General features: G+C 62.8%; 11 protein-coding genes and 1 pseudogene. 8 read left to right on the top strand and 4 right to left on the bottom strand.

The genetic code is table 11. The features are described 5' to 3' along the window. Positions 1-129: 129 nt before the first annotated feature. Positions 130-777 carry a biosynthetic peptidoglycan transglycosylase gene (locus tag LRS53_RS05405; RefSeq protein WP_231355208.1) on the bottom strand — a complete coding sequence of 216 codons (648 nt, stop codon included), beginning with the start codon at positions 775-777 and terminating at the stop codon, positions 130-132. Positions 778-1515: 738 nt separating this feature from the next. On the opposite strand from LRS53_RS05405, the pseudogene LRS53_RS05400 reads away from it, so the two are divergent. From LRS53_RS05400 to mqo, 3 genes and pseudogenes are all read left to right on the top strand, one after another. Next, a pseudogene (locus LRS53_RS05400) lies at positions 1516-2427 on the top strand (tyrosine-type recombinase/integrase); the annotation flags it as partial. A 21-nt stretch (positions 2428-2448) separates the two neighbouring features. Further along, entirely contained in the window at positions 2449-4038 is a 1590-nt protein-coding gene (locus LRS53_RS05395; RefSeq protein WP_231355207.1) for an ABC-F family ATPase, read from the top strand. A gap of 455 nt (positions 4039-4493) precedes the next feature. Further along, complete coding sequence (mqo, locus tag LRS53_RS05390; protein ID WP_184287940.1) at positions 4494-5990, top strand: malate dehydrogenase (quinone); 1497 nt, start codon at positions 4494-4496, stop codon at positions 5988-5990. A 121-nt stretch (positions 5991-6111) separates the two neighbouring features. On the opposite strand, the gene LRS53_RS05385 is transcribed toward mqo, so the two are convergent. The 3 genes from LRS53_RS05385 to LRS53_RS05375 all read right to left on the bottom strand — a co-directional run bounded on the left by LRS53_RS05385 (position 6112) and on the right by LRS53_RS05375 (position 9317). Beyond that, positions 6112-7908, bottom strand: coding sequence for a gamma-glutamyltransferase family protein (locus tag LRS53_RS05385; RefSeq protein ID WP_231355206.1), 1797 nt, complete (start codon positions 7906-7908; stop codon positions 6112-6114). Positions 7909-7983: 75 nt separating this feature from the next. Continuing rightward, positions 7984-8484, bottom strand: a complete 501-nt coding sequence (locus LRS53_RS23700; RefSeq protein WP_231355205.1) for a DUF1294 domain-containing protein — start codon at positions 8482-8484, stop codon at positions 7984-7986. After that, complete coding sequence (locus LRS53_RS05375; RefSeq protein ID WP_231355204.1) at positions 8481-9317, bottom strand: undecaprenyl-diphosphate phosphatase; 837 nt, start codon at positions 9315-9317, stop codon at positions 8481-8483. Before LRS53_RS05375 ends, LRS53_RS23700 begins: the two co-directional genes overlap by 4 nt. Positions 9318-9583: 266 nt before the next feature. On the opposite strand from LRS53_RS05375, the gene pnuC reads away from it, so the two are divergent. From pnuC to LRS53_RS05350, 5 genes are all read left to right on the top strand, one after another. Further along, positions 9584-10147 (top strand): nicotinamide riboside transporter PnuC, encoded by a 564-nt coding sequence (gene pnuC / locus LRS53_RS05370; protein ID WP_231355408.1) that lies wholly within the window; start codon positions 9584-9586, stop codon positions 10145-10147. Beyond that, positions 10144-10671 carry an AAA family ATPase gene (locus LRS53_RS05365; RefSeq protein ID WP_017640540.1) on the top strand — a complete coding sequence of 176 codons (528 nt, stop codon included), beginning with the start codon at positions 10144-10146 and terminating at the stop codon, positions 10669-10671. Before pnuC ends, LRS53_RS05365 begins: the two co-directional genes overlap by 4 nt. 37 nt (positions 10672-10708) lie before the next feature. Then, entirely contained in the window at positions 10709-11263 is a 555-nt protein-coding gene (locus LRS53_RS05360; RefSeq protein WP_017640539.1) for a Smr/MutS family protein, read from the top strand. 63 nt (positions 11264-11326) lie between these two features. After that, positions 11327-11875, top strand: a complete 549-nt coding sequence (gene folE, locus LRS53_RS05355; RefSeq protein WP_017640538.1) for a GTP cyclohydrolase I FolE — start codon at positions 11327-11329, stop codon at positions 11873-11875. Between the two features lie 64 nt (positions 11876-11939). After that, positions 11940-12245 carry a putative quinol monooxygenase gene (locus LRS53_RS05350; RefSeq protein ID WP_231355203.1) on the top strand — a complete coding sequence of 102 codons (306 nt, stop codon included), beginning with the start codon at positions 11940-11942 and terminating at the stop codon, positions 12243-12245. The last annotated feature ends 310 nt before the right edge of the window (positions 12246-12555 follow it).

Genomic DNA, 12555 nt, shown 5'->3' with positions numbered 1-12555 from the left:
ATGGCATTCACCTCCACCCTCAAAGTTGTCCTGCCCGAGTAATCAGCCTGCCGTAAGGGGAAGGTTACAGCGCTCGTGTTGTCTGGGCTGCTCACCTTTACTCGAAGGCTGGCGACTATTTAAGCTGAGCTACTTAGACTGCTGGCAACGGGATCCATCCCTGAGTAGATACCTTATATGCTCAACTCTATATGAATGCTTGGTAGCAGCGGCGCCCTCGTACACTAAGCCCCTAGGATATTTGAGGTGGGCAACAATAACCTCGTCAGAAAACTCAAATTTTCTAGCCCTTAGCTTCTTGAGTCCGATACAACCGACCAGACCGACACCATAATATGCAACCATCAAATAGCATCGAGCCAAGTCCTCTTTCGTAAAAACAGAAGACACCATCACCGCTAAGATCTGCTCGCGAACTTTGCGCCTTGGACTTTTTTGATACCGTCCTGTTATTGTACGAACAAGTTGCTGCTCAATGGTACTAGCTCCCTGCCTTTTACCTTCAAATACTCTAACCTTTAGCGCCCTGACAATCGCCAAAGGATCAACACCAAAATGAAGCTTATTTCGGTGATCTTCTGCAAGAATAAGCGTATGGATCAAGGCATCTGAAATCCCATCAACGCGTCTGGCCCGCGATCGCTCGACCGCTAAAATGCATTTGGAGAAGTCTTTCAGAATTGGGCTATACCCTCCAATTCTTACGATTGCGATACCGAGGTAGACCGGCAGCGTGAAAACCCTATAGGATGCTCTTTGAAAGGCTGTCTGCCACACGATAAAATTCCATTTGAATTCGCAGCAGTTGAATAAAAAGTCCCAGCTTCTAATTTTTCCCACCAGCGATACCGCCGTACTTTTATCGTCATGAACGAACTGGTCTGTCGATTTGCTCCATCCTCCACGATATGAAGGTTCATGACGGTACTCCGCAAATAATTTCTTTCTACACGGCCTGTCACAACCCCCCTGGTTTTATCCGCCCCCCGATACTCGTATGATCTTTTTTTGTCTATATCTCCAGTTTTCTCGGAGGTTCCATAAACGTCATGCCCATCCGAATAAAGGACAAGAGTATAAAATATGCGCATGCCCTTATAAGGACGATAGGAGGACTGCTCTACCGTACTTGCAACAAAAAAAACCCCCGAATAATTCCTTGCCTTTATCAGCAACTCGCGAAACGAAAACAAGATAAATGCAGCCAAAAGCGCCGCGACCAATGAACCATAATTGGATGAGGCGATTCCAAACTTATGCAAACACTGGAACCCATTTGCTACCCACTCCACAACCAACATACAGGTCGCTCCAAATCATAAAGCCTTAACAGATCAAGCAATTTAGGTAACATCTGCATTTTCCTGATCCAAACTGCAACTGTCGATCATTATTCACAGCTTGCTACCGTACTCACCAGTTTTCGCTCGTATCCTATCCGCTGCCTTCGCTCTGCAAGCAAGGCCCGGACCTTCACTTCCAGGCTGTCCTCCCTTCGCAGTCCATCCGCCGCCCAGGCAGGTACCGCCTGGAACGCGGAACAACTACAAGGGTACGCTGAACCTCTACTGGATGCCGAGGCTGGCGCTTACCCGGGTGGGCCTGATCACCACCACTATGATCCGTCGGATCATCACCGAGACCGAATGGGCTTCGCCAGGCGTCAAGCGCAATGCGCTGGTGTGGCTTTCTACGATCCTGAAGGCTGCGGTGCGCGATGGATTGATCACCAGGAACCCGGCCGCGGTGCTGGAACTGCCGAAGCGTTCCCGCAAGGAGGTGGACCCCTTCAGCCTAGACGAGGCTAATCAGATCATCGCCCAGCTCTACCGGCACGAGCATTGGCCCAGCACGATCTACGCCGCCGTCTTCGAATTTCTGTTCTTCACCGGGCTTCGCATCTCGGAGGCGCTGGCGCTGCGCTGGGACGCCATCGACCTGCCGGCGCTCCAGATGCACGTCTGTCGGACCGTAGCCCAGGGCGAGGTGGTCGAGCGGAGCAAGACCGGCGCCGGCCGTTTCGTGCTGCTGAACGAACGGGCGCTTCATGCCCTGGAGTTCGCCAGGCAGTACGCCGAGCGACGGAAGTCAGGAGTCGGCAAGATCAAAGAGACGCCCTACGTCTTCCCTCCTTCCAAGAACAACGAGCACATCAAGCAGGCGTCCGACGTCCATCACCAGTGGAAACCGGCACTGAAGGCGCTGGGGATCCGCCATCGGCCGCCATACAACTGCAGGCACACCTATGCCACAATATGTCTCATGTCGGGCATGAACCCCGCCTTCATTGCAGGCCAGCTAGGCCACAGCGTGCAGATGCTGCTATCGACCTATGCCCGCTGGATCTCCTCCCAATCGGACTGGAACGAAATCGCAAAGCTGCAGATTGGCCCCAAATTGGCCCCGGCAGCAATTGAACCAGTCTGAAACCCTTTACAGGTACCCCCCTTGATCTCCACCGCTAACATCACCATGCAGTTTGGCGCCAAGCCGCTGTTCGAGAACGTGTCCGTCAAATTCGGCAACGGCCATCGCTACGGCCTGATCGGCGCCAACGGCTGCGGCAAGTCCACCTTCATGAAGATTCTCGGGGGCGATCTCGAACCCACCGGCGGCCAGGTGATGCTCGAACCCAACGTACGCCTGGGCAAGCTGCGCCAGGATCAGTTCGCCTATGAAGACTGCACGGTCATCGATACCGTGATCATGGGCCACGCCGAGCTGGCCAAGGTCAAGGCAGAGCGCGACCGCATCTACGCCCTGCCGGAAATGAGCGAAGACGACGGCATGGCCGTGGCCGAACTGGAGGTGCAGTTCGCCGAATACGACGGCTACACCGCGGAAGCGCGGGCAGGCGAGTTGCTGCTCGGCCTGGGCATCCCCCAGGACCAGCACTTCGGCCCCATGAGCGCCGTCGCCCCCGGTTGGAAGCTACGGGTACTGCTGGCCCAGGCACTGTTCTCCGATCCGGAACTGCTGCTGCTCGACGAACCTACCAACCACCTGGACATCAATACCATCCGCTGGCTGGAAGGCATCCTGGTCGCGCGCAACAGCACCATGATCATCATCTCCCACGATCGCCACTTCCTGAACAGCGTCTGCACCCACATGGCCGACCTGGATTACGGCGAACTGCGCCTGTTCCCCGGCAACTACGACGAGTACATGACCGCCGCCACCCAGGCCCGCGAACGCCTGCTGTCGGACAACGCCAAGAAGAAGGCCCAGATCGCCGAACTGCAGCAGTTCGTCAGCCGCTTCTCGGCCAACGCCTCCAAGGCCAAGCAGGCTACCAGCCGGGCGCGCCAGATCGACAAGATCCAGCTGGACGAGGTCAAGCCGTCCAGCCGCGTCAGTCCGTTCATCCGCTTCGAGCAGTACAAGAAGCTGCATCGCCAAGCGGTGACCCTAGAAAACGTCACCCAGGGCTTCGACGGTACCCCGTTGTTCAAGCGCCTGGGCCTGCAGATCGAAGCCGGCGAGCGGGTCGCCATCATCGGCCCCAACGGCATCGGCAAGACCACCCTGCTGCGCACCCTGGTGGGCGAGATGGCCCCCCAGAGCGGTGAAGTGAAGTGGACCGACAGCGCAGATGTCGGCTATTTCGCCCAGGACCACGCCGAGGACTTCGCCGACGACGTCACCCTGTTCGACTGGATGGGCCAATGGACCCAGGGCGGCGAGCAAGTGGTCCGCGGCACCCTGGGTCGCATGCTGTTCTCCAGCGACGACATCCAGAAGTCGGTCAAGGTCATCTCCGGTGGCGAGCAGGGTCGCATGCTGTTCGGCAAGCTGATTCTGAAGAAGCCCAACGTGCTGGTGATGGACGAACCCACCAACCACCTGGACATGGAATCCATCGAGGCGCTGAACCTGGCACTGGAAAATTATCCGGGCACCCTGATCTTCGTCAGCCACGACCGTGAATTCGTCTCCTCCCTGGCCACCCGCATCCTCGACATGAGCGAGACCGGCGTGGTGGATTTCAGCGGCAGCTACGACGACTACCTGCGCAGCCAGGGCATCAACGGCTGACTCCAGGGTTCATGTAGTGGGCACCGCGACCCACTACACGAACAAAATAGATGGTGCCCTAAGCAGTTACCCTAGGTATCATTTCGCACCGAAACGGGTACTCGACCAGGATCGCCGCGATCATCACCTATCGTTTGCGCCGGGAGACCAGGGGTCTCCTGCCACGTCTCGTAACACGTAGCGCCCCCTTCCGGCACGCTCGACGGGCTCCCTGTCGCATCCTGATCTCCCCGCCTGGCATCGGCCCCTGTCGATCCGCCAGAACGGTCGGCCCCAACCTAATAAATCAGAACATTGCCGGACGGCCGCTGTCGCAACTGACTGCCATGCCCTACCGGTTGCTTGCCCCTGCCTGTCCGTCCGTGGTCAGTCCGGGGTTGCCCAACTCGAGGTCGGGCTCCGACGCCCGCTCTCCCTCAGGTGTAAAGCGAGACACTGTCTCAGGAGTACGATGAATGCACAGTGGTAACGAAGAGTCGGATTTCGTTTTCGTCGGCGCGGGAATCATGAGTGCGACCCTGGCGGTCATGCTCAAGGAGCTGGAGCCCACGAGTACCGTCGAGGTACTCGAACTGCTCGACGTAGGCGCGGCGGAGAGTTCCAACCCCTGGAACAACGCCGGAACCGGCCATGCGGCCCTCTGCGAGTTGAACTACACGCCGGAAAAGGCGGACGGCAGCATCGACGTCACCAAGGCCCTCAGCATCAACGGCATGTTCGAGGCCTCCAGGCAGTTCTGGTCCTACCTGGTCGAGGAAGGCCACTTCGGTTCGCCGCGCGCCTTCATCAGCCCCGTGCCGCACATGTCCTTCGTGCATGGCGCCAAGGACATCGCCTTCCTGCGCAAACGCTATGAAGCCCTCAAGGACCACGCCTGCTTCGACGGCATGGAGTATTCCGAGGACCACGCCAAGCTGCGCGAGTGGATGCCCCTGGTGATGGAAGGTCGCCCAGCTACCGAGGCCGTGGCGGCGACCCATGTGGCCGGTGGCACCGACGTCAACTTCGGCGCCCTGACCATGAGCCTGCTAGGTCACCTGCAGACCCGTCCCGGCACCCAGGTGCGCTACAACCAGAAGGTGGTGGACCTGACCCGCGAAGCGGATCAACGCTGGCGCCTGACCATCGAGGACAGCCGCTCCGGTGCTACCCGCACGCTGATCGCCAAGTTCGTCTTCCTCGGTGCCGGTGGCGCGGCCCTGCCGCTGCTGCAGAAGTCCGGCATCCCCGAGGGCGCCGGCTACGGCGGCTTCCCGGTGAGCGGCCAGTGGCTGCGCTGCGACGACCCACACATCGTCGAACGGCACCAGGCCAAGGTCTACGGCCTGGCCGGCGTCAACTCGCCGCCGATGTCGGTGCCGCACCTGGACACCCGCGTGGTGGATGGCAAGAAGTCGCTGCTGTTTGGCCCCTTCGCCGGCTTCACCACCAAGTTCCTCAAGCGCGGTTCCTTCCTCGACCTGCCCAAGTCGATCAAGTCCGGCAACATCGGCCCCATGCTCGCCGTGGCGCGGGACAACATGCCGCTGACCCGCTACCTGGTCGGCCAGGTGCTGCAGTCCTTCGACCAGCGCGTCGAGGAATTGCGCGCCTTCTACCCGGCCGTGCGCAAGCAGGACTGGCGCCTGGAAGTGGCCGGCCAGCGGGTGCAGATCATCAAGAAGGACCCGCAGAAAGGCGGCATCCTGCAGTTCGGCACCGAGATCGTCGCTTCCGGTGACGGCACCATCGCCGCCCTGCTGGGCGCCTCTCCAGGTGCTTCCACCTCGGTGTCCATCATGCTGACCTTGGTCGAGCGCTGCTTCCCGAGCCGCTACCAGAGCGAAGAGTGGCAGGCCAAGCTGCGCAAGATGTTCCCCTCCTTCGGTCACAAGCTGGCCGAAGAGCCGGAGCTGCTGCGGGAAGTACGGGAGCGCACCACCCGCGTGCTGCAACTCGACCAGCCGGCGTGACACCACCTGGATGGCCCACTGGGGGGCCATCCCTGCTCCTGACGTCCCCACCCCAGCAAAACCGCCCCCTCTCCCTCTGGGAGAGGGTTGGGGTGAGGGGCTATCGCCCTCCGACACCTACTTAATCCCCCAACGCCGCGCCCTCCCGTCTTGGATCCGCGCCCCCCTGCCAGCCTGATCCCATCCGGCGAATGACCTGGATGCCACTGGTCATCTCGTCTTCGCGCAGCTGATGCCCACGCTGCTCCAGCGCCTGGCGCAAGGCCGGGGTGGTCTGGCCGCGTTCCAGCTCGGTGGGACCGTTGCGGCTGCCGAAATTCGGCAGCCCCGCGGCCGCCTGGGGATCCAGTTGCCAATCCAGCAAGCCCACCAGGGTCTTGACCACATAGCCGGCGATCTGCGAGCCACCCGGCGAGCCCAGGGCGGCCAGCAGCTCACCGCTCTGGCGATCGAACACCAGGGTCGGGGACATGGTCGAGCGCGGACGCTTGCCCGGCTCCACCCGGTTGGCCACCGGCAGGCCCTTCTCCCGCGGTACGAAGGAAAAGTCCGTCAACTGGTTGTTGAGCATGAAGCCCTTCACCATCAGGTGGGAGCCGAAGTAGCTTTCCACCGTGGTGGTCATGGACAGGGCGCCGCCCCAGGCATCTGCGGCTACCACCTGGGAGGTGGAGAGGCGCAGCGGCGAGCGGTCCGGCGCCCAGGCCAGGGTCGGTCCGGGCGGCACCCCGGGGGCGGCCTTGCCAAGGCTGCGCTCACCGACCTGCTGCGCACGACTGGCCAGATACCCGGGATTGAGCAGCCCCTTGACGTTGACCGGCACCAGCTCCGGATCCGCCACGTACTGGGCGCGATCGGCATAAGCCAGGCGCTCGGCTTCGGCGATCAGATGCACGGCGTCGGCACGCGGCTCCTGGGCCGCCGGCAAGGTGGTCGGTACCGGTCGCAGGGGCGCCAGCGCCCAGGCCGGATCCCGCACCTCCAAGGCCTGGAGGATGCCCAGGGTCTGGGCCACGGTGATGCCGCCGGCGGGCGGCGGCATGCCGCAGACACGCCAGCGCTGGTAGTCGGTGCACAGTGGCGTGCGCGTCTTGGCACGATAGCCGGCGAGATCCTGGAGGTTCAGGCTGCCGGGATTGGGGCTCCGCTGTACGGTCGAGGCGATGGCCTTGGCCAGGTCGCCGCCATAGAGCGCCCCGGCACCTTCCCGGGCGATCAGCGCCAGGGTGTCGGCCAATTCAAGGTTGCGCAGCCGGGTGCCCACCGGCTTCACCTGACCCTGCCCATCCAGATACAGCGCGGCCATACCGGGCGACTGCTTGAGGAAGGGATCGTGCACAAGCTGGTTATGCAGCCGCGGCGACAATGGGAAACCCTCGCGGGCCAGGCGGATGGCCGGCTCGAACAACACCCGCCAGGCCAGCTTGCCGTGGTCGCGATGCGCCAGTTCCAGGGCGCGCAACACCCCGGGCACCCCGACCGAGCGCCCGCCGATGCGGGCCTCCTCGAAGGCCATGGGGCTGCCATCCGCACGCAGGAAGAGCTGTTCCGTAGCACCTGCCGGGGCAGTTTCGCGACCGTCGTAGGCCTGAACCTTGCGACCGTCCCAATAGAGCAGGAAGGCACCGCCGCCGATTCCCGAGGATTGCGGCTCGACCAGGGTCAGGACCGCCTGCATGGCGATGGCGGCATCGATGGCCGAGCCACCCTGCCGCAGGATCTCCCGCCCGGCCTCGGCGGCCAGCGGATTGGCCGCCGCCGCCATCTGCCGGGTGGCTTCGCTGGCCGTCAGTCCGGGCCGATAGCCGGAGCCGGCCTCGGGGGCGACGGGCAAGGAGGTCTCGCGGCTGTGGCTACAGGCCGCCAGGGTCAGGGACAGGAACAGGGGCGTGAGGATCGACAGAGGGGTTCGCAACATGGGGCTCCTGGGCAACGGGCGGCATTCGCCCGCCTAGCCTAGCCCATCACCTGCAGCCATGCCGCCTGCCTGACCTCAGAACGGCAGGTGACGGTGCAGCACACCGCCGCAGAGCACATCCAGCCACAGCAGCTGATGCAGGGCGACGATGGCGAAGAACACCAGCCGAAAGCTCAGCTTGACCGTCTTGTGGCGGAAGCGCTGCTGGGCGATCAGGGCACCCGGCCAGCCGCCGAGCAGCTCGCCCAGGTGCAAGACCCGCTCCGGCACCCGCCAGCCCTTGTCGCGTGCGCGTTGCTTGTCATGCTTGTAGAACAGGTAGGTGACGATGCTGGCGATCAGGTATAGCGGCAGTGGCCAGAGCACACCGCGGCCGAAGGCCAGGGACAGCATGCCGACCAGGGGCAGAATAAAGACCGCGATCTGCAGCAGCGCCAGCATGTCCTGACGGGCGATGGCCGCGCGCTGTTGATAGGGCGTCGGCGCGGACGCCCGCTTGGCGGTCTTGGGCGTAGCGGGCTGCGCAGACGCACGAGCCGGCTTGCGCCGGCTCTGCTGTTCCTTCTCGGGTTTCACCCAGCCGCCTTGGCCGCATGCCAGTCGATCCAGCCGAACTGCCAGGTGGCCAGGATCAGCAGTCCGAAGACGATGCGGTACCAGCCGAAGACCACGTAACTGTGATTGCCGATGAATTTCAGCAGCGCCTTCACCGCCAGCATGGCGAAGATGAAGGAGGTGACGAAACCGACCGCAAAGATCATGGCGTCGCTTGGGACGAACATATGGCGGTACTTGTAGACCGAATAGACCGTCGCGCCGACCATGGTGGGCATGGCCAGAAAGAAGGAGAACTCGGTGGCTGCCTTGCGCGACAGACCGAACAGCAGGCCGCCGATGATGGTCGAGCCGGAACGGGAGGTGCCCGGAATCATCGCCAGGCACTGGGCGAAACCGACCTTGAGGGCGTCGTGCCAGCGCATGTCGTCCACTTCTTCCACGCGGATGCGGTGCTTGCGCTTTTCCGCCCAGATCATGATCACGCCGCCGATCACCAGGGCGAAGGCCACGGTGATGGGGTTGAACAGGTACTCGTGGATCAGATCGCCCAGGATCACACCCAGCACCGCCGCCGGCAGGAAGGCCACGATCAGGTTGCCGGTGAACCGCTGCGCATAGGATTTGCGCGGCAGGTCGGTGACGATCCCGAAGACCTTGAAGCGGTACTCCCAGACCACGGCCAGGATGGCCGCCAGCTGAATCACGATGTTGAAGGCGATGACGGTATCGCCGCGAAAGCCGATCAGGTCAGCCACCACGATCTGGTGGCCGGTACTGGAAACCGGCAGGAATTCGGTGATGCCCTCGACGATCCCCAAAATCAGCGCCTGCAAGGCACTCCATAGGTCCATGGTATTACTCCATCCAAGTGAAACATTTGCAGGTAGCCGGATCCGAAGACGCCGGCGGCAACGGGGTTCGAACCGTGACGCTCCGCAGGGCGTGGCCCTTCGCGGTACCCAGGACAGCTCATGCTGTGGTGGTCGCCCGGCACCTTACCAGAGCGAGACCGGTTGAAGAGACCGATAGACGGCCATTAGGTGCCGTACAACGACGAATTGAATCTTTCCGGATGTGAAGCATGTCGTTTCTGGAGTCACTCACCACCCTGCTGGGCATGTCGCGCGTGGAGCTGCTGGCCGCCGTTCTCGGGGTGATCGCCGTCTGGCTGACGGTCCGCCAGAACATCTGGGCCTGGCCCATCGGCCTGGTGATGGTGGTGCTCTACGCCTGGATCTTCCTGGAGGTGAAGCTCTATTCCGACATGTTGCTGCAGTGCATCTATGCGGTGCTGCAGCTCTATGGTTGGTGGCAATGGCTGCGGGGCGGCCAGCAACACCAGGGTCGGGTGGTCAGCTCGCTCACCACCCGACCGCTGCTGGCCGGTCTGGCCCTTGGCGCCCTGGGTAGCCTGGTCCTGGGCTACCTCATGGGCACCCACACCGATGCCGCCCTGCCCTGGCTGGATGCCGCGCTCACCGGTTTCAGCCTGGTCGCCCAGTTCTGGATGGCGCAGAAGCGCCTGCAGTGCTGGGTACTGTGGTTCGTGCTGGACGTCATCTATGTGGGCCTCTTCTATTACAAGGGCCTCTACCCCACCGCCTTCCTCTATGCGGTCTTTGTCGGTCTGGCCGCCTACGGCTGGCTCGACTGGCGCCGAGCTCTAGCGAGCGCGCGATGAAGGTGGTCGTGCTGACCGGCCCTGAGTCGAGTGGCAAATCCTGGCTGACGACGGTTCTCGCCGAGCGCTTCGGCGGGGTCCGGGTAGACGAGTACGTCCGCGAATACTGCGAGCGGCACGGCACCGATACCTGCCTAGCGGACGTGGATGTCATCGCCCGCGAGCAACTGCACCGCGAGGACCGGGCACGCGCGAGCGCACCGGCGCTCCTGCTGCTCGACACCCACCTGCTGAGCAACCTGCTGTGGAGTCGATTGCTGTTCGGCGCCGCGCCTGACTGGCTGGAGCCGGCTCTACTGGCCCGTCGCTATGACCTGCACCTGCTGCTCGATCCTCGCGATGTCGCCTGGCAGGACGACGGTCAGCGCTGCCAACCGGAGCTCGCCGAGCGCTTGGCATTCTTCGCGCAGTGCCGGGACTGGCTGCAGGCCCATGGCCAGCCGGTGCTGGAAATCGCCGGCGACTGGCCCGAGCGGCAAAGGGCCGCGCTGGCCGCGGTGAGCCGATTGCTGCACGACGCTTGACCCGCCGGTAGAATGACGCCCTGTACCGGAGAACGCCATGCACGACGACGATGCCTCTTTCGCCGACTTCACCCGCGGGATCCGTCCGCTCAAGCAGGATCGCGCCGACACCGGCAAGTCGCGCGCCGACCTGGGACAGATCGCCCAGCGCCGCGCCGATGCGACCAAGACCACGACCGCTACCCGGGTCGACGGCCTGAGCGATGCCTTCGTCATCGACGTAGGCGCCGAGGACGAACTCTACTGGGGCCGCGATGGCGTCCAGGACACCCAGTTACGTCGCCTCAAGGGCGGCCAGATTCCCTTCGAGGGCAGCCTGGACCTGCACGGCATGACCGTGGAAAGGGCCCGGGAAACCCTCTGGGACTTTCTCGCCGAGGCCACTCGCCTGGAAATCCGCTGCGTGCGCATCACCCATGGCAAGGCCGCGCGCCTGGATGGGCGCCGACCGCTGATCAAGAGCCACGTCAACACCTGGCTGCGCCAGCACCCGCAGGTGCTGGGCTTCACCTCCTGCCTGCCCCGCCACGGTGGGACCGGCTCGCTTTATGTCTTGCTCAAGCGCACCATGCTCGAAGGTCGCGACGAGTGATCCTGTGACTCGGGTGACGTCTCATCCGAGCGCCAACTTCCTTATCGACAAACAGGAACCCAAATGTCTCTCGAACAGCACTACTCCTCGATCCTGACCGGACTCGGCGAAGACATCAGCCGTGAGGGGCTGGTGGACACGCCCAAGCGCGCGGCCAAGGCCATGCAGTACCTCTGCCGCGGCTACAGCCAGACGCTGGAAGAAGTGGTGGGCGACGCCCTCTTCACCTCGGACAACAGCGAGATGGTGCTGGTCAAGAACATCGAGCTGTACTCGCTGTGCGAGCACCACATGCTGCCCTTCATCGGCAAGGCCCATGTCGCCTACATGCCCAAGGGCAAGGTGCTGGGCCTGTCCAAAGTGGCGCGGGTGGTCGACATGTTCGCCCGCCGCCTGCAGATCCAGGAAAACATGACCCGGCAGATCGCCGAGGCCATCGAGCAGGTCACCGGCGCTGCCGGGGTCGCGGTGGTCATCGAGGCGCAGCACATGTGCATGATGATGCGCGGCGTGGAGAAGCAGAATTCCTCCATGGTCACCTCGGTGATGCTCGGCCAATTCCGCGCCAACGACGCTACCCGTGCGGAATTCCTTGGCCTGATCAATCGCTGAGACCGGTACGACGTCCGCTATCCTGAAGAGTCGAAACCTCGACCCTTCAGGAGACTTGTCCATTATGACGGACGTCCACAGCCTTACCCTGTTCCGAGCCCAACCCGAACGCTCCCAGGCGCTGGGTGCCCACCTGCTGGATCTGGCCGCGCTGGCGGTCAAGGACGAGGGCTGCCTGGACTATCGGGTATTCCAGGGCAGCGAGGACGGCGATCTCTGGGTGGTCCAGGCCCGCTGGACCTCGATCGCCGCCCAGGACGGGCACTTCAAGCAGCCGCACACCCTCGCCTTTCTGGACGAGCTGCCCAAGCTGGCGGACGAGGTGGATCTGTATCCGCTGGAGCCGAGAAAGCCGACGGCTGAGCTTTGATCAAAGGCTGGCAGGACTGCGATAAATCGTAGGTTGGGCTGAGGCCGCCCTATCGTCGAAGCCCAACAGGGCCAGTGCCGGGGCAAACGCTGTTGGGCTTCGCTGCGCTCAACCCAACCTACGGTGCCCGTAGCAGGATCGTAGGTTGGGCTGAGACGGCTCTATCGTCGAAGCCCAACGGGACCGGTGCCGGCGCAACATCCGTTGGGCTTCGCTGCGCTCGACCCAACCTACGGTGCCCATGGCAGGACCGTAGGTTGGGCTGAGACGATTCTATCGTGGAAGCCCAACAAGGCTGGTGCCGAGTCAA

Origin of the sequence: Pseudomonas sp. PLB05 (assembly GCF_021106615.1) — a bacterium.
GTDB classification, from domain to species: Bacteria; Pseudomonadota; Gammaproteobacteria; order Pseudomonadales; family Pseudomonadaceae; genus Chryseomonas; species Chryseomonas benzopyrenica.
This window is presented reverse-complemented; position numbering and strand designations above follow the sequence as displayed.